The following is a 17312-nucleotide window of genomic DNA, read 5'->3' on the forward strand; positions in this document are numbered from 1 at the left end:
CCATGGGCCTGGCGCTCGCGGCCATGTTCTTACTCGCGCTTGCCTCGTTCTCTCAAACGAGCAGCACGGAGCAAGCCGCAGAATCGCCCGCAGACAAGGAGCCGGACCTGGTCTGGCATGCCGCCGGTGAAAAATCCTGGGAGCCTGAAGGTCGAGCCTGGGGTGATGAAGCCCGTCTGCGTATTTTCGATCGGTTTCCCGCGGCAGCCGAAGCGAGCGTGCCCAGGAAGGTGTGGAATCTCAGCCGTCACAGTGCCGGCATGGTGTTGCGCTTCAAGACGGATGCTTCAACGATCTGGGTCGACTACGAGCTGATGGATGGCGATAAGCTCGCCCTGCCGCATATGCCTGCGACGGGCGTGAGCGGTGTGGATTTGTACGCTCGTGATGAGCAAGCGGGTGGCAAGTGGAAATGGGTCGGTGTCACCAAGCCTGTCGCTAAAAAAGTGCGCCAGAGCTTGATCGCGGGACTTCGCCCCGGCATGCGCGAGTATGCCGCCTACCTTCCGCTCTACAATGGTGTCGAAAAGATCTCTTTCGGCATTCCCGCGAACGCCACGTTTCAGCCGCTTGCTCCGCGCGCTCTCAAACCAATCTTGTTCTATGGCACGTCTATCACGCAGGGGGCCGCGGCTTCCCGTCCCGGCATGACGCATGTGGCCATCCTTGGTCGCCGCCTCGATCGCCCCGTCATCAATCTCGGCTTCTCCGGCAATGGAAAAATGGATGCCGGCGTCGGAGAGCTGATCGGTCGTGCCGATGCGGCTGTGATCGTCATAGATTGCGCGCCCAACATGAATGCTGACCTGCTCCGCGATCGCGCCGTCCCGCTCGTCATGCAAATCCGAGCTGCACATCGCGAAACACCCATCGTGCTCATAGAGGATCGACGCTTCACCAACTCATGGATAACGCCCGCAAGGACTGCCTATCACGACGCCAATCATGCTGCCTTGAAGACAGCTTATGAAAGTTTGCAACGCGCGCGCGTCAAGCACCTGTATTACATTTCGGGCGACAAGCTCTACGGAACTGACGCCGAAGGCGCCACCGATGCCTCGCACGCCAGCGATCTCGGGTTCGTTCGTCAGGCGGATATCTTCGAACCCGTGCTGAAAAAGGTGCTTCGACTCACTGCCCAAACGAAAGTCGGCAGGGCCGGAAGCGGTGAGGTGGCCGCACGACAAACACAATCAGGCCGGCTCGAGGGAGAGAGCATCGTCCAATTCAGCGAATCCCACTGACGCAGGCGCCAGCAATTCTGTACACCTATTACCCACCATTGAGCGTAAGTTGAACTCGCCTGTAGTGACCCAGCGATTCCTGCTCAAGTCATGCTGCTGATCTAAAAGCCTCAGCTGGCGTTCTCATCCGCAGCGATTGATGAGGTCTGCCGTTGTTGTAGAAGCCGATCCAGTCGCTGATAACCCGACTCGCGTGCTGTAGCGTCTCGAAACGATGCCGATGCACGCATTGGTCCTTCAGTGTGCGGACGACGCGCTCAACCATGCCGTTCTGCTCCGGCGAGTGCGGCGTGATGAACTCCTGTTGAAGCCCATAACCCCGCACCAACGCCGTGTAGCTGCGACTGGTAAGACCAGGCCGTTGTCCGAACGAAGCAGGAACGGCGCCGGTACGCGTCCTAGCGTGCCGAACCGCGCGATCAACGCTTGCTCGAGCGCTGCCTCGGCGCGCTGTCCAGCGTTTGATCTCGTCGTCCATCAATGTGCTCAAGTGTCTCTCCAGATAGATTAACACCTGAGCAGGTTTTCACTGGGTCACTACAGTGAAGCGCTTGGCGGTTGTGGTCATATGAGCTTGTGGCCAGCTGAGATCGTGGCGCGAATTCTGGAGCGAGATGATGGCTGGCAATCGTTTGCCGCCTGTTTAGAGCGGCGCTCCCTATAGTGCATGGGCCGCTGCGAAGGCCTTCTGAATGCTTTCCAGACTGACAGGCTTCACGAGATGAGCCGTGAAGCCGCATTGACGAGACTTCACGTAGTCATCTGGCAGTCCGTATCCTGTCACGGCGATGAGCCGAGCGTGCGGAACAAGCGATTTCATTCGTTGCGCAATCTCGTATCCGTCCATCTCTGGCAGTCCGATGTCCAGAAGTACGAATTCCGGCCGAAATTCGGCCGCGCGCTTTAGCGCCTCGGCGCCGGAGTAAGCTACCAGCGTGGCATGTCCTTCGAGTTGCAGAATCAGATCGAGGGACTGCGCGGCATCGCGGTTGTCATCCACGATGAGGACTCGGTGCGCTGATTTGTCCGGGAGTATCAGGCTTTGCTGCGACATCGACGGCGCTTTTGCTCGAGGCAAACGGACCGTGAATGTGGCGCCCAGATTGACCCCCCCGCTCGTCGCTTGGATCGAGCCGCCCTGCATTTCGATGAGCTTGCGACACAGCGCGAGTCCAATGCCAAGGCCCCCTTGCGATCGATCGAGGGTGCGCTCGCCCTGTACGAACAGATCAAAGATGTGAGGCAGCAGCTCGGGAGATATTCCCTGACCGCTGTCCTGCACCTGTAGCGTCACAGTGCTGTCGTCTGCGTCGAGCTCCAGTCGGATGAGTCCACCGGCTGGCGTGTACTTGGCGGCATTGGTAAGCAGGTTCGTTATGCATTGGGCCAGGCGCACGACGTCGCCGGAGATCCACAGCGGCTCGAACCATTGCGTCGTGGTCAACCGATGTCGCTTGGATTGGATGAGGGGCTCGGCGGTCTCCAAAGCGAGGTCGATACAGTGCTGGATCGTGACAAGCTCACGTTGTATTTCGACGTGCCCTTGGGTGATTCGGGCCACGTCGAGCAGATCGTCCAGCAATTTGCTCATGTGCCGGATCTGTCGATCGATCACGCCAAGAAGGCCGTGCTCCTGGCCTCGACTATCCATGAGGCGTGTCAATGCCTGCGCTGCATTGCTGATCGCGGCGGCAGGATTTCGCAACTCGTGGCTGAGCATCGCCAGGAACTCATCCTTGCGCTGGCTCGCGTCGTTCAGTGCCGTTTGTAGATTGCGAAGATCGGTGATGTCGGTGTTCGTCCCGAACCAGCGCAGGATGGTGCCTTGATCCGAGCGGATCGGCACGGCGCGTGACAAGAACCAGCGATACTCGCCCGACTTGCTCCGCAGCTGAAATGTATCGTCCCAGGCAGTTCCAGCCTCGAGGCACGCGTCAAAGCGCCGGGCCACCTCTGATCGCTGGTCTGGATGGACAACCTCGATCCACTCACGACCCTGACTTGTGGCGGGTGTGGCGCCGGTATAGTCGTACCAGCGTGTGTTGTGCCACGTCGTCCGCCCGTCCGAGTCGCAGGTCCACGCGAATTGATCGATGTTGTTCGCGAGCTCCCGGAAGCGGGCTTCGCTCTCGTGCACCAATGCCTCTACGGTGGCGCGATCAGTGATGTCCTGAACCGTTCCGATGAGACGCACAGGCACGTCGTTTTCAAAGTAAACGCGGCCAGTCGCCTCGACCCAGTGGATTTCACCGGTGATGCGATTGATCACGCGATAAGTGGCGAGGTACTGCTTATCTCCCGCTGGATCGAGCGCCTTGTCCACTGCCGCTTGTGTAAGCGGGATGTCGTCGGGATGTAGCCCGCCCACGAAGACTGCATAGTTAATCGGCTCATCCCGTGTGGCGCCCCAAATTTCTCGGGTCCTTTCATCCCAAGTAATCGCGTTTGTGCGGAGGTCCCAATCGTGGATGCCGAGAAAGGCGGCTGCCTTGGCGAGCATGAGTCGCTCACGGCTGTCCTCTAAGGCAGTCGTCGCAGCGCGCCGTTCAGTGATGTCGATCGCGACGGCCACGCCTTGCACTGCCTGCCCAGCGTCGTTCATGACGAAGTTGCCGAATAGGTGGGCCCATACGACGCTACCGTCTTTGCGGATGTATCTTTTCTCGATGCTGTAATCGTTCAGCGCACGCGTCACGACCTGATCCGCAAGCGCCTGGTCTTTCAGGGTATCGTCAGGATGGGTGATGTCCTGCCAACGCTTCTCATACAACTCCTCGGGCGTGTATCCGACGAGTCGGCAGAAGGCGCGGTTTACGTATTCAAAGCGCCCATCCATGGCGTTGTGAGCGACAGCCACCGGTGCATTTTCGAGTAGCGCCCGGTGTCGTGCCTCGCTTTGACGGAGCGCCGATTCCGTTCGCTTGTGATCCGTGATGTCGGTTGCGGTGCTGAGGACGCAGTCGGGGCCGACTGGAAAGAGGGTGACGAGCAGATCGGTGCCACGGAAGTTCGCCTCGTAGCGTTGCGCCCGACCCGTTTCCGAAACTCGCGTGCACATGGAGCCGATGGCTTGTGCGCGATCGAGAGACAGGACGTCCGTGAGGTCGCGGCCAATCAACTCACTGCGCGTCAATCCCAGCATCTCCAGCGTCAACGTGTTCGCGCGTCGATAGCGCCAACTGACAATCAACCCTTGCGCGTCGCGTACCGCCTCAAGGACGGTGACGGGTTCGGTCGGGTGCTCGAACATTGCATGCAGCAGGGCCTCCTGTTCGGCGAGCGCCCGCGCATGATGGCTCTGCATCTCTGCCCGCGCCTTGGCCATGGAATCGTTCAGGGACTGGAGCGCTCTGCGTCGTTGATAGAGCTCTACGAGAACGCTGACTTTAGTGCGAAGAATGGCCGGGACGACGGGTATCGCGATGTAATCTATCGCGCCGACTTCGTAACCCTTCAGTTGGTCCAGATCGGAGAGGTTCGTCCCGGTGACGAAGATGATGGGAATCCGTTCCATCCGCGGGTGCTCGCGGATGATCCGGGCCGTCTCGAATCCATCCATTTCGGGCATGTTGACATCGAGAAGGATGGCGGCGAAGTCGTTCGCCAGGAGTTGCTTGAGCGCCTCGGTGCCGGAAAGGGCGCGTACGCAGTCGACATTCAGATCCGAGAGCACGGCTTCGTACGACAGCAGCCGTGCCGGTTGGTCGTCAACCAGAAGGATGCGTGCTTTTGGCTCCCCCGACCCAATGGGAGAGGTCTGGGCAGGCTCCTGCACCGAGTGCTCTAAGGAAGGGTTCATGTCGCTGATCGTTCGCACTGCCTGTAGTCGGCATTTTTCGTAATGCGCCGGAAGTGCGGTTGCCGCCAAGTTTCCGGGTATGCACTAATGCGTACAGGCGAGAGAAGTTCCGCTACGCCGCGAAATGGCTGTACGGAGCCGCTGGAGACGGATGCGCCGCCCTTGCGGGCGCTGAAGGTGACGATGCGCCGGTGAGCGAGGCTGAGCAGCAACACATCGCTCAACTTGCCTGCTCGACGGGCGCTTGCGTGGAATCGCCGGCGGGGGACGCACGGGCGCCCTCGCCGGCATCAAGGGTTCGTCCGAGCGTCTGCAGTTCGCGGTCTTCATCCTCGTTGAAGATCTCACCACCAAAGCCTAGCGCTGCGAGCAGAAGCTGATCGGCCGCGGTTTCGAGCGCTTCAAAATCCTTGAACCCCTGAATCTTCGCAGAGGCCGAGGCGCTACGCACGATGCAGCCTTGCGCGTCGACGACCGTCGCCGTGCAAACGAGCACATTCACATCGTTCTCGATGCCCGGCAAGCCGATCTCACTGGGCTTCTTACCGGCAATGACCGCCTCGCGAAGCAATGACAATCGTCCCTGCTGCAGCGAGAGCAGGTCAGTATGTTTGATCTCGACCCGATAGCCCTCCTTGGGGCTATAGGTCTTCAGGAACGCCGGCAATCGGGTGCTGTAACGGCGATAGCGGGTGAGGACGCCAGTCAGCGAATCGGTGAGCGTGATGACTTTTGTCGATCATGGGTAACTCCGGGCATGTAAGCCGAGTGATCGCATGCCGTGCGCCGCTTACAAGAGCGGTGCTGTCGCGATCACTGGCCAAGGAAGGAATGCCAGCATCGCGCGTCATGCGCGGTGTGGCACGGTTCGATATCCGGCAGCTGTGAGCTCATTGTTCTCATCGTGTGGATCGACCACGCCATGGAACCGGAGCAGCTACGATTCTGGGCAATGAGATCGAGCGCATGGTGCTGATCGAGCCATCCAGTAGCACGCTGAGGACTGCATCTTTGAGTTCAACAATCGAACCGTCATCTTGCAATGAGATGGCTCGTGGTCGCGGCTGAAACCGCAGCGATCTGTCCGGCCGCTTGCGGGCTTTGTGCGATCGAACGGCGCGAGTGCGATGAGGTACGTGGTGTTGCATTCGTGCTGAAACGTTCCACGCTCGATGGGTGGCGTCCATGGTGCATCGCGCGTTTGCTTGGCTCCAAGCCTATTGGCGCTTCAACATGTCCAGATAAGCGCCTTCGATCAATTGAGCGGCGGACACTCCGAGGTGCTTCATCAGCCGATGAGCTTCCGCGATTCCGTCGTCCGCGCTTTCGCCTTCACGCAGCACGACTTCGAGTTCTACGAACTCTCCCAGATCCTGCACGCGATCCAGGTGAATTCTGGTGCGTCCTGCCATCAGCAGCGTGCGCTGCTTGATCACGCGCCCCAACACTCCATTCGCAGCAGCAAGTACCTCCCGCAATGAATGCGGTTCGCTCGTCGCCGTAATGAGATAGAACGATTCCTTGGGACCGGCCTGGTCCGCTCTACGGTAGTAGATGAGCTGTCCCTCGCTTGCGTTGAACGTGCGAAGTTTGAGGCGTCCGTTGCTACACCGGAAGAACGTGTCGTCTTGAAAGATCTCGATGGGTGCCGAGGAGGCCAGATCCATGGCCTTGGTCAGCACGTCCGCGAGGTTGCCGGCACGGGCTTTGATTTCGATGTTGCGCGCCACTGATACTCCGCATCGGTTGTGGGCAAGCTGTGCTCGGACGGCGATTCGCAGCTCCGCTACCAAGGAGGCCGGTCGGCGCGCCCCATACGCCTTTGCTCGCGGCTTATGCGCGCCGTCGTTCAAGGGCTCGGAAGGCGAGTGTAGCGCCGATGATGGATTGGAGCTGCGCAGAATAAAGTTGCATGGTTCATGCGACTGACAGCGAGCTTAAAAAATGCTCGTCGCCATTTTGTCGCCACACTCAAATTATCTTGTAGCCTAACGTTCGGTCGAGTGGGCTTAAAGGAATCCCCGCTCAACGGCTCGACCGCTGCCGAGCTCTTGCTTTGATCCTTATATGTCAAGGTCGTCCGGCTCGGCCGCTGTTCTCGCCTCGAATGACGCCTGGCGCACCGCTGCGGCCTTCGCTCGTGATTCCAAGCAGCTGCAGACTTCGCCGGCCGAGTTGTAGCGCCCGCTCTCGATCTGCCGATCTCGATCACTTGCGACAAGCGCAAAGGGCGGATGTCGACGAAAGTTCCTCAACCTAAGATTTTATAGATGATGCGTACTGATGAATGAGCTCATGCCACGCAATATTCCGACCTGATTGAGCTTTTCACGCGACGCGTCGGAGCGGTTTCATGCGCCGACGCTGCAATGTCCGCCGCACGGTCCGCTCCACGCTCCCCAGAGCACCGTCGACGGCGGCGTTGAGCGATGCATCTCGGCTCTCAACGACTACGCTCGGCAGACCGCGCAGTACGACCTTGATCCGGCACAACTGATCGACGCCGCCGCGCGGTCCATTCACGTCCTCGATGCGAACGCTGACGCGCTCGATGGAGTTTGCAAACTTTCCGAGTTTGATGCCGAGCTTGCGCCGGATGCGGTCCCGATCCTCGGGCCCGAGCCCGCGTTGCGCCGCTCGAATGTAAGCGGGGATTTGCGGCCCTGCAGCAGACCCTTCGCGCTTTTCAGCTTTCGGTCGTCGACTAGTAAAAGGCGATCGTTTCGCGCTATTAGGCTTGCGCGGACGTGCGCGTGGGGCCGAGCCGCCGGGTGAGCTCCGGCGAGCAGCAGTGCTTGAGCCTCGAAGTCGCATAACTGACCTCCTCAGCATCGATCTGCGGTCAACTACAAGGCGAGAAACGAACGGTTTCGACGCCACGAATGCGGCAAGCGGAGCTCATGGCTGCAGCTTCGCGTTCATGGTGATGTTCGCCTCCAGGGGTCTGGATACGGGGCAGCCCGTTTTGGCCCTGTTGGCAATCTCCATGAATCTGGTGGCGTCCACGCCCGGCACTTTTTGCGACCACATTCAAGCGGCTAAGACACCCGTCTCGGGTGAGATGGTGCCGCCAACCTCTTCAAGGCTAGCTCTCGAAACCGCCCCGGCCTTCTTGATCAGGGCTGATTGTCCTTCCGGTACTTGCGGTACTCGATAGCCAGTTACGTGCGTCCTTGATTCCATAAGCCTGGATCAGTGATGGAGTTCCGTGATCTCCATCCTGAGCATCTTCCTCGCGCACATACGGTACGTCTACCTTCCGGGATTGATCAGAGGGTGCTGGCTTCTCAGCGAACGCTCCAACGTCGTCATTTGAACAATTGCACGGTCGCTCGAACTCGACCCTTCGTTCGTCGAGCACCCGGGCGGCGGGAACGTTATGCATACGCGGTCGATTCCCCATATACCCCCGAATTTTTTTGGGGATCGTCCTCCGGATGGCAGCGCAGGAGCAGTGATGACCACGCGACGTTGGATAGAATGGGTGAACGTGCTGCTTGGCCTGTGGGTGATCGCTGCACCTATCGTACTCACGTCCACTCAAGCCGATGGCCTCGCCGCGTGGAATTCGTGGAGCGTCGGAGTTGGGATGGTGGCGCTCGCTGCCTTTGCCATGTACAAGCCTTCACTCTCGGCAGACGCGATAGGCGTCGGCTTGGGCCTATGGTTGGTTGTTTCACCTTGGCTGCTCGGATTCGCTGCCGAGTTGCCGGGTGCAGCAATCAACGGTGTCATCGTCGGACTACTGGTCATCTGTTACGCATTCTGGGCAATGCGCATCGACGCTACCTTTACGGTGCGGGCCGCGGCATAGGTGTGCTGGCAGAGATGCGAGCCTCTCGCTCCTGTTATACGTACCCGCAAGCGAGCGTCCTACACAACGTTGGCATCGGTACGAGGTCGGCGCATGTGCGCCACCGTACAGAGGTGTGCGAACGTTCGTGAAACAGTTTCGGTGATGGGCTGATCACAGCAGCGGTTGTGTAATCGCATCGTGAACAGTAAGAGCATTTGTAACGTGACAGCAGAGGCGGCAGATGGCGCATACGGAAAACGGGAAGGTCGCGCTTGTCACCGGCGGCGGCCAGGGCATTGGTCAGGCTATTTCTGAGCGGCTTCACGCTGACGGCTTCAGGGTCGCCGCATCTCCAAAAATCTACTTCACAGACTTAGATCGCCGCGTTTCCGTAGCACCGATGATGGATGGGATCGGTAGTTGACGTTAGTGCTGGCGTAACACGCACTTACGAGTGATGAAAAAGAGCTGGTGACACTTTGGAGACACGCCGCAGTTCACCAAACGTGCGTGACGCCGTCCGGAACATCGGCACTGTACGATGGAATTCGCGGTGGTGCCATACTACGAACTGCGACAGAGTGCGACTCTCTTCAACATCGACTCACGAAATGACCGGAAGCGGTGATCGGACATTCTCGAACTTTCGCTCGGCTCCGGAAATGGGTGTGCGGCTCGGCCTTCGGATCAGGGATTCCTCATGATCCCGCGCAGACTTGAAGCTGATTGCACGCGCAAGGTTGGGGACTGCTGCCGCGACGGCGACGCGGTGAATGCGTCGCGCCGAACTGGACTCACGGAATCGTTGTGCCAGGAGCGGATTTTGTTGCCGCCATCCTCGAGGAGGATTTGTCGGGCACAACAGTCAGTCCACCATTCTGTTGCCGGATGGTTCGGATTCGGGGCAAGCCGGAGAACAACCTGAGGCACGCTGGAATCGATACTGACGGACATTTTATTTGTTTCGAACTGGCGATGACGCTCGGCGTGACAAGTTTGGCGTGGTGTTCCAAACGACCACTCGCGCGAATTCCGCTGCGACGTTGAGGCCAGAGAACTGCGCGTATTGACCGCGGTGCGGACCCGATAGTCACCGCCGAAGGACGGCTGTTGCGACTGCGTGCTCTTGGTAACGAGATCGGAAACAATATCTAGACGCTTTCACGCCGACACCGACCGTGCGGCACTTGAGCAGCGATAACGATCCGCTGTTCGAGTTTTATCGATGGAAGGACAACTCGAGCGCAAGAGGCGGGCTCGAAAGTTCACAAATGGCTCTATGAGGTTTCCAGGCCGCGCTCGATGAGAATGCGCCAGATGTCCTCAGCCGAGTCGGCGTAATCGAACAGCTGCAGATCGTCCGGGCTGATCATCGACTCTTCCAGCAGCGCATCCAGATTCAACAAACGCTGCCAGTAACTGCGGTCGTACATCACGATGGGGACGCTGGGCGCCTTGCCGGTCTGTCGCAAGGTCAAGACCTCGAACAACTCATCCAAGGTACCGAAGCCGCCTGGGAACACCACCAGCGCCTTGGCGCGCATGGCCAGATGCATCTTGCGCATCGCGAAGTAGTGGAAGCGAAAGGTCAACTCCGGGGTGGTATAGCGATTCGGCAGTTGCTCGTGGGGTAGGGTGATGTTGAATCCGATGGTCGGCGCTTGGGCCTCATGGGCACCGCGGTTTGCTGCTTCCATGATGCCCGGGCCACCACCCGTCGCGATCACGTTGTCTCGCCACCGATCCGTCGGCGCTTTCGCGCCTCCGCGTTCGCTGGCAATGCGCCCGAACTCACGTGCGGCCTCGTACCAACGTAGCTGCCGCTCCATCTTTTGTGTCTCCGCATCGTTGGGTCGAGTCGCTGTCTGCTTCCACGATTCCACGCGCTCTGGCGATGGCACTCGCGCACTACCGAAGACGATGATGGTAGAGCGCACGCCCCAATCACGCAGCAACAGATCTGCTTTGGCGTATTCCAGAGCGAACCGCACGGCTCGCATCTCGTCGCGTAGCAAGAAGTTGGTGTCTTCTACGGGGAGCAGGAAGCTCGGGGAGTTGAGTTGATCGGATACCTCGGGGGACGGCTTTTGCATGATCGCTGGGTGCTTGGTCAGAAATCTCGATGCGTGATTGTGAGAGATGATGGAGATCGGTGCAATGCGATGGATCGCTGAACGTCGCTATACTTACTGCAACGTTGGTGGACGCGCTCAGCGCATTACGCCAGGTCAGAGGAGTCGGCATGAGACATTCCGAGAGGCACCGAACACAGAGAACGGGCTGGCTGCGAGCCGCGGTGCTCGGGGCGAACGATGGCATCGTGTCGACCGCTAGCTTGATTGTGGGTGTGGCCGCTGCTGGCACGGGCTCCTCCGGCATTCTGATTTCCGGAATCGCAGGCCTGGTCGGAGGCGCCATGTCCATGGCGGCCGGCGAATATGTTTCGGTCAGCTCGCAGGCCGATACCGAACGTGCCGACCTCGCGAGGGAGCGGCAGGAACTGGCTGCAAGCCCCGAGCAGGAGCATGCGGAACTGACCTCAATTTACGTCAAACGCGGACTGCGAGCCGAACTAGCCTCGCAGGTGGCCACGGAACTCATGGGCCACGATGCCCTTGGAGCGCACGCGCGAGACGAGTTGGGCATCTCCGACGCATTGGCCGCGCGACCGGTGCAAGCAGCGTTGGCGTCCGCTGCGACGTTCGCAACGGGAGCTGCCCTGCCTCTGTTGCTGGTGCTGCTCGTTCCAATCGCCTGGTTGTTATGGGCGGCTCCTTTGGTCTCGCTTGCCTGCCTCGCGGTGCTTGGTTCAGTGGCTGCAAGAGCAGGCGGCGCGCCGGTACGGCCAGCCGCAACGAGAGTGACATTCTGGGGCGCCCTGGCGATGGCCTCGACCGCAGCCATCGGCACGCTCTTCGGTGGATGATCGAAGCCGCAGCCGGCCAGCGCGCCAGGGACGAAGCTTCAGAGGGAGTGTGGACTTTTAGTTTTAGAAGTCTCGCCACATGGTTTGGTTGCCGCTCGCTTTGTTCATTGCTCCAGCGGAGGCAGTGGCGGCTGCATGTGCGGGCCTGGCAAGCGGTCGCTTGGCCGGGGGCGGGAATGTCCTCACCGTTGCAGTCGGCTTCGTCACAGTCGCCGCTTTCAATGCGCTCGTCGCAGCCTTGCTGAAGCGGAAGAAGTAGATTTGGGCAACCAGGGTCTGGGCTTGTTGCTCCATTGATTTCGCCGCCGAGGCGGCTTCTTCGACCAGCGCGGCGTTCTGCCGAGTCGTGTCGTCGAGCTGTGTTACGGCGGTGTTCACTTGGTCGATGCCTTGTGCCTGTTCATCGGAGGCCGAGGCGATCTCGGCCACGATGTCGCTGACCTTCCTGATGCTCGCCATGATCTCGGCAAGCACCTTGCCCGACTCATCGACCAGCTCGCTGCCGCTGCGGACTTTGTCCAATGAGTCGCTGATGAGACCCTGGATCTCTTTGGCGGCTGTGGCGCTTCGCTGGGCGAGGCCGCGCACTTCGCTCGCAACCACCGCGAGGCCGCGGCCCTTGATCTCCGCCATCGCATTCACTGCGCGTGAGACGACTTCGCCGCCACGCTCGGCCTGTGAGCGCGCTCCGGTCGCCAGCTGGTTTGCCTGGCGTGCGTTGTCGGCGTTTTGTTTTACCGTTGCCCTCATTTCTTCCATGCTCGGGGCGGTCTCTTCCAGGGCTGACGCCTGTTCCTGGGTCCGCTGCGACAGGTCGTCGCTACCGCGCGATAGCTGCGCAGCCGCACCGCCCACTGCATCCGATGCGCTACGTACGTCGCCGACGATTCCGTGGAGCATCCCGTCCATGCGCTTGAGTGCATTCAAGAGTGTTCCGATTTCGTCGCCGCGATTCGCGTCGAGCTCGCGACCGAGCTCGCCGCTCGCGATTTTTTTCAGCCACGTTTACCGCTGTGCCAAGACCCGAAAGGATGGCGCGTATGAGCATTACGGCGAGAGTCTGCCAATGCGAGCGACACGACAACAGCGACGATCGACAGAGTGCGGCTACTGCCATTGTAGTAAGAAGCCGAGCGCGAATACTCACAGAAGCACCGCCCAGAAGAATGCACCAGTCGGAGAACCCATGCAGTCGATATCGGCCTGGTGAGGCGGCGATGAACGACGGGACTCCCCTACCGGCCCGGGAGGGGACACTGAGGGGCCGCCTTAGTTGCTTCGCCTACTTGTTTGAGCGGAGCATAGGGGTGGAAGCGGAGGACGCAAAGGGGTGGATTCGGATCACCCCTGCACGAGGCGGCGAAGCCAGCCCAGCAGCGCGCTTGCCAGCAACTCCGGCCTATGCAGCACGGCGTATTGACGCTCGCCGAAGACTGCGGGCAGATAACTCGCCGTGTGTCGATCGATGGTGAGGCAAAACGAGAAAATTCCTTGTAGCCGCGCTTCGACGATCGATTGGCGCATGTCTTCGACGCCGTAGCGACCATCGTACTCATCCGCGTCATTCGGCTTGCCGTCCGACAATAACAGCAGCAATCGATGTCGCGCCGGCTCGCGCATGAGCAATGATGTGGTGTGACGAATCGCGGCGCCCGCGCGTGTGTAGGCCTCCGGCTGTAGTCCGGCGATTCGGGCAGCAACATCGTTCCCGAACGTCTCGGCAAAGGACTTTACGGATCTCACCGTGACTCGTTCGCGGCTTTCGCCGGAGAACGCGAGCACGCTGTACGGCTCACCGAGACTCTGGAGCGCGAGACAGACGAGCAGCAGTGCTTCACGCTCCACATCGATCACTCGTCGATGCTGGGATACCCAACCGTCCGTCGAGCCGCTTACGTCAATCAGCAGCGCCACGGCGAGCTCGCGCTTCGCGGCGCGTGTGCATTGATAAAGTCCGCCATCGGCTGCCATGCCGGCACGAGCGTCCGCGAACGCGTCAACGCATGCTTGCAGATCGAGTTCGTCTCCATCGACTTGCTGGCGCAAACGTGTTCGCTGAGCTCGTAACGATTCGAACTGACGTCTGACAGCATGTAAAAGCGCGCGGTGCTGCTCGATTGTTCGCTCGATCCATTCGCGAGGACCCGCGACTGCCTCGAGCAGATGCACGGCGGCGCCCGGTACGCGATACGTCCGCGTGCGAAAATCCCATTCCGGATACCGCACCACGGCTGCGATGACCTGCTGGCTCTGAGAGGCTGCCATGCGCGAGGTCGTCGGGGGCGGGTCATCCGACAGCAAGACTTCTTTTGGCGCACCCGGAACGCTGACTAGCCGCGCCTCCGCAAGCTCGGACAAAGAATCGGCAAATTCCTCGGCGGCCTGATTTTCGTCCCGGTCCGTGGGCCGTTGCATGCCGAACGGGTCCTCCGCGTGCTCGTGCGGCTGCGCAGTTTGTACCATCCACGCGCCTTGATGTGTTTTCTCGTCGCGCTCATCAGGCCTACGTACCTCCGGTCGGCGTGTCATTCGCGCGCTGCGCGAGATGGGGTTGGTTGCATCCTCGGCCGGCGGAGCTTGCTCCACAGCGCACGCCTCTTCAGGCGCGTCACGCAATTCGCCTATCCAGCGATCCCGAAACAGATATCCCATGTTCGCTGGTATATCGGCGCAGCCGCGCGTCAGTTCTTGAACGATCTCCTGGGCGCGTTCGAAGGAAGCGCGAGAGGACGCGCGGCTCGTAGTGGCACAAACCGGAGTCCCAAGTATCGTTCGGACCCAGCGCTCCAGCACTCGACGTACCGGTGAAAACGCTTCGAGGCGTGGTCGCTGTTGAAGGCATTCCTGTCGCAGCGTCTCGATACGGGCTGCCATTCCCGGAAAGTCGGAGACGAGCGTCGAGTCTGCGGCGTTCGCCTCGAGTACTTCGAACACCGAGCGCAGCAGCGAATCGCTCGCCGAGGGTAGATAGTCTACGGCGCGGCGTGTCGCGCGCGACGCTTGTTGGAGGGCGATGGCCTGAAGTTGCCCGATGTCCCTGACGGAACTCACTGGCAACCATATCGAGCGTCCATCCGTGGCGGGAATGGCCTCGCGGGAGACTGGCGTCTCGTCGCGCAAGAATAGTCGCCGAACGAGTGGAATCGGAGCGGGCGGTTGTGCAATCCGCAGGCTGAACCGCTCTACGAATGAACCGGCGAGCAACAGATCCAGCCGATGCAGAAGCGGCACATCGATGGTCTCGCTCGATGGTGGACGATGACGTTGCCATAGCTCCTGCACGAATACAGTGGCGTGTCGTGCGGCGTCGGTGATGACATCTTCGGCTTCTGGCATGAAGTTGCCGCGCGGGCCCCCGAATCGACGGATCAAACGAAGGACGCGTTCACCAGGTCTCGCATGGCCGAGAGCAACGATGCGTCATCGGTCAGGGGAGCGATCAATCCAGCATGGCATGCTTCGCGAATAGGAACGCCGGCGGCGGCGAGTCGCGCCGCTGCGATCAATAGACGAGTGCTTGGAACCTCCGCAAGGCCGCGATCGCGCAAGCCACGCAATCGCTGTCCCAGCGTCACGAGGGCGTGCGCCATACCGCGGTCGAGTCCGCTCTCGTGTGTGACGATCGCTACTTCATGCTCCAGCGTGGGAAAATCGAACTCGAGCGCGACGAAGCGCTGACGGGTGCTCGGCTTGAGGTCCTTGAGCATGCGCTGATAGCCGGGGTTGTACGAAATCACCAATTGAAACTCCGGCGGCGCGACCAGACGCTCGCCCGTCTTGTCGATGTTCAGCTCGCGCCGATGATCGGTGAGCGAATGCATGACGACTACCGTGTCTTGCCGTGCTTCGACCACTTCATCGAGATAGCAGATCGCGCCGCTACGCACGGCGCGCGTCAGTGGTCCGTCGGTCCAATAGGTGCCGTCGTGGCGAATGAGAAAGCGGCCGACGAGATCGCTCGCCGCGAGATCGTCGTGACACGAGATGGTGACTAGTGGCCGGGCGAGGCGCCAGGCCATGTACTCCACAAACCTGGTCTTGCCGCAGCCGGTCGGGCCTTTGAGCATGATCGCGAGCTGTTGCGCGTGACACTGCTCGAAGATGCGCACTTCCTCGCCACTGGCAAGATAGTAGGGCCCATCGGAGGCGTGTTGGAGCGTTTGGGCGTTCACGTGACAGCGACGCGTGCAGGCGCGGCGGGCGGTGCTCCTTCAGCGACGATCTCGAAGCGTGGACGTGTGCGGAAGAAGTCCCAGATGAACAGGCCAACGCCGATCGAGAACAACGTTGCGGTCGCGATGAGCATGAGAAAGTGCACCTGGATCTTGAGTTGAGTATCGAGATAGCCAAGCCCGAGGATACGTTCGAGATATACCTGGCCGATGCCCGCGGTTGCGAAGGACAGCGTCATTCCGAACATCCCGGCCAACTGCAGCCAGAACGACCAATAGCCCACGGCGCTGCCTTGCTCACGTCGATCGTGCGTCATGCTCGGCAACGCAAAGGTGATCATGGCGAGCACGATCATCGCGTACGCGCCATAGAACGCAGCATGTCCATGCATCGCTGTGACGAGCGTGCCGTGGGTCCATTTGTTCACGGAGGGCCAGGTGTGCGCCAGGCCGAGCAGGCCGGCGCCAAACAAAGTGAACAGGGCACTACCGATCGTCCAATGCAAGGCGAGCGTGTTCGGGTGCGCGAGTCCCGAGCGTCTGATCGCCGAGTACGCGTACATCGCCATGCCCACGAGCGCCACCGGCTCGAGCGCGCTGAAGAACCCGCCGATCGGCAGCCAATACTGGGGCACGCCCACCCAGTAGTAGTGATGCGCGGTGCCGAGGATGCCGGCGATGAATACAAGACCGACGATGACATACAGCCACTTCTCGAGCACTTCGCGGTCCGCGCCTGAGAGGCGGATCAGCAAGTAAGCCAGAAAGCCGCCTTGGATCATCTCCCACACGCCTTCGACCCACAGATGAATCGTCCACCAGCGATAAATGATCGAAACTGTGTAGTTCTCATAGTGCAGCAGCGCTGGCAGATACAGGACCGCGGCCCCCGCCACCCCGAGCAACAGCACGCCTTCCGTCGTCGTGAACCGGCCCGACCTCCGAATCGTCATGATCACGTTGTAGAGGAACATGAGCATGACGATCACGATGACGATCTTGTGCGGCAGCGGCTGCTCGAGCAGTTTGTTGCCGGTCCCGTAGCGGAACAGATAGCCGATCACGGCGGTCACGCCCATCACCACCCACAGTCCGAGCTGGATGTAAGCGAGCTTGGTGCTGTAAAGCTCGGTGCGAGATTCGTCCGGAACCATCCAATAGGTGGCGCCCATGAAACCGGTGAGCACCCACACGATCAGCAGATTCGTGTGAATGACCTTCGTCACGTCGAACGGCAGGATGTTGAGAAGAGGATCGGGGCCGAGATACTTCGCGGCCGACAGCAATCCGAAGACGAGCTGCAACCCGAACAGCACCATCGCGACCGCGAAGTACCAGTATGCGACGGCCTGCGAGCGATAGCGCATCACGAGCT

At 60.3% G+C, this 17312-nt stretch carries 13 protein-coding genes and 1 pseudogene; 4 read left to right on the forward strand and 10 right to left on the reverse strand.

The genetic code is table 11. The annotated features are described in order from the left end of the window. The first annotated feature begins 23 nt into the window (after positions 1-23). Positions 24-1244, forward strand: coding sequence for an SGNH/GDSL hydrolase family protein (locus EK373_RS19935; RefSeq protein WP_232831190.1), 1221 nt, complete (start codon positions 24-26; stop codon positions 1242-1244). 88 nt (positions 1245-1332) lie between these two features. Here EK373_RS19935 and EK373_RS19940 read toward each other — a convergent pair whose 3' ends face one another. The 5 genes from EK373_RS19940 to EK373_RS34310 all read right to left on the reverse strand — a co-directional run bounded on the left by EK373_RS19940 (position 1333) and on the right by EK373_RS34310 (position 7875). Continuing rightward, on the reverse strand, positions 1333-1722 hold the full coding sequence (locus EK373_RS19940) for an integrase core domain-containing protein (protein ID WP_198683452.1): 390 nt from the start codon (positions 1720-1722) through the stop codon (positions 1333-1335). A 180-nt stretch (positions 1723-1902) separates the two neighbouring features. Continuing rightward, a complete protein-coding gene (locus EK373_RS19945; protein WP_129645451.1) occupies positions 1903-5061 on the reverse strand; it encodes a PAS domain S-box protein in 3159 nt (1052 codons plus the stop codon). A gap of 202 nt (positions 5062-5263) precedes the next feature. After that, positions 5264-5710, reverse strand: a complete 447-nt coding sequence (locus EK373_RS19950; protein WP_129645452.1) for a hypothetical protein — start codon at positions 5708-5710, stop codon at positions 5264-5266. 550 nt (positions 5711-6260) lie between these two features. Next, a complete protein-coding gene (locus tag EK373_RS19955) occupies positions 6261-6773 on the reverse strand; it encodes a class IV adenylate cyclase (protein ID WP_129645453.1) in 513 nt (170 codons plus the stop codon). A gap of 598 nt (positions 6774-7371) precedes the next feature. After that, the gene (locus EK373_RS34310) at positions 7372-7875 is read right to left on the reverse strand and encodes an HPF/RaiA family ribosome-associated protein (RefSeq protein WP_129645454.1); all 504 of its coding nucleotides are present in this window, start codon (positions 7873-7875) and stop codon (positions 7372-7374) included. A gap of 625 nt (positions 7876-8500) precedes the next feature. Between EK373_RS34310 and EK373_RS19965 the strand changes: the two genes are divergently transcribed. Both EK373_RS19965 and EK373_RS34315 read left to right on the forward strand, forming a co-directional pair. Further along, on the forward strand, positions 8501-8857 hold the full coding sequence (locus EK373_RS19965; protein WP_198683453.1) for an SPW repeat domain-containing protein: 357 nt from the start codon (positions 8501-8503) through the stop codon (positions 8855-8857). A 223-nt stretch (positions 8858-9080) separates the two neighbouring features. Beyond that, a pseudogene (locus EK373_RS34315) lies at positions 9081-9185 on the forward strand (SDR family NAD(P)-dependent oxidoreductase); the annotation flags it as partial. A gap of 931 nt (positions 9186-10116) precedes the next feature. Here the strand turns inward: EK373_RS34315 and EK373_RS19975 are convergent. After that, entirely contained in the window at positions 10117-10932 is an 816-nt protein-coding gene (locus EK373_RS19975; RefSeq protein ID WP_129645456.1) for a TIGR00730 family Rossman fold protein, read from the reverse strand. 149 nt (positions 10933-11081) lie between these two features. Between EK373_RS19975 and EK373_RS19980 the strand changes: the two genes are divergently transcribed. Further along, entirely contained in the window at positions 11082-11765 is a 684-nt protein-coding gene (locus EK373_RS19980; RefSeq protein WP_129645457.1) for a VIT1/CCC1 transporter family protein, read from the forward strand. A 63-nt stretch (positions 11766-11828) separates the two neighbouring features. Here the strand turns inward: EK373_RS19980 and EK373_RS19985 are convergent, their stop codons facing one another. The 4 genes from EK373_RS19985 to EK373_RS20000 all read right to left on the reverse strand — a co-directional run bounded on the left by EK373_RS19985 (position 11829) and on the right by EK373_RS20000 (position 17304). Beyond that, entirely contained in the window at positions 11829-12692 is an 864-nt protein-coding gene (locus EK373_RS19985) for a methyl-accepting chemotaxis protein (protein ID WP_198683455.1), read from the reverse strand. A 414-nt stretch (positions 12693-13106) separates the two neighbouring features. Continuing rightward, positions 13107-15101 (reverse strand): nitric oxide reductase activation protein NorD, encoded by a 1995-nt coding sequence (locus EK373_RS19990; protein ID WP_129645458.1) that lies wholly within the window; start codon positions 15099-15101, stop codon positions 13107-13109. A 32-nt stretch (positions 15102-15133) separates the two neighbouring features. After that, the gene (locus EK373_RS19995) at positions 15134-15937 is read right to left on the reverse strand and encodes a CbbQ/NirQ/NorQ/GpvN family protein (RefSeq protein WP_232831162.1); all 804 of its coding nucleotides are present in this window, start codon (positions 15935-15937) and stop codon (positions 15134-15136) included. Further along, a complete protein-coding gene (locus EK373_RS20000) occupies positions 15934-17304 on the reverse strand; it encodes a cbb3-type cytochrome c oxidase subunit I (RefSeq protein ID WP_129645459.1) in 1371 nt (456 codons plus the stop codon). Before EK373_RS20000 ends, EK373_RS19995 begins: the two co-directional genes overlap by 4 nt. Positions 17305-17312: the final 8 nt, after the last annotated feature.

The sequence above is a fragment of the Peristeroidobacter agariperforans genome (assembly GCF_004138335.1).
Lineage (GTDB): Bacteria > Pseudomonadota > Gammaproteobacteria > Steroidobacterales > Steroidobacteraceae > Steroidobacter > Steroidobacter agariperforans.

Coding starts and splice junctions, on each gene's coding strand:
- EK373_RS19935 (WP_232831190.1), top strand. CDS start 24: ATGTTCTTACTCGCGCTTGCCTCGTTCTCTCAAACGAGCAGCACGGAG.
- EK373_RS19940 (WP_198683452.1), bottom strand. CDS start 1,722: ATGGACGACGAGATCAAACGCTGGACAGCGCGCCGAGGCAGCGCTCGA.
- EK373_RS34310 (WP_129645454.1), bottom strand. CDS start 7,875: ATGCTGAGGAGGTCAGTTATGCGACTTCGAGGCTCAAGCACTGCTGCT.
- EK373_RS19965 (WP_198683453.1), top strand. CDS start 8,501: ATGACCACGCGACGTTGGATAGAATGGGTGAACGTGCTGCTTGGCCTG.
- EK373_RS19975 (WP_129645456.1), bottom strand. CDS start 10,932: ATGCAAAAGCCGTCCCCCGAGGTATCCGATCAACTCAACTCCCCGAGC.
- EK373_RS19980 (WP_129645457.1), top strand. CDS start 11,082: ATGAGACATTCCGAGAGGCACCGAACACAGAGAACGGGCTGGCTGCGA.
- EK373_RS19990 (WP_129645458.1), bottom strand. CDS start 15,101: ATGCCAGAAGCCGAAGATGTCATCACCGACGCCGCACGACACGCCACT.
- EK373_RS20000 (WP_129645459.1), bottom strand. CDS start 17,304: ATGCGCTATCGCTCGCAGGCCGTCGCATACTGGTACTTCGCGGTCGCG.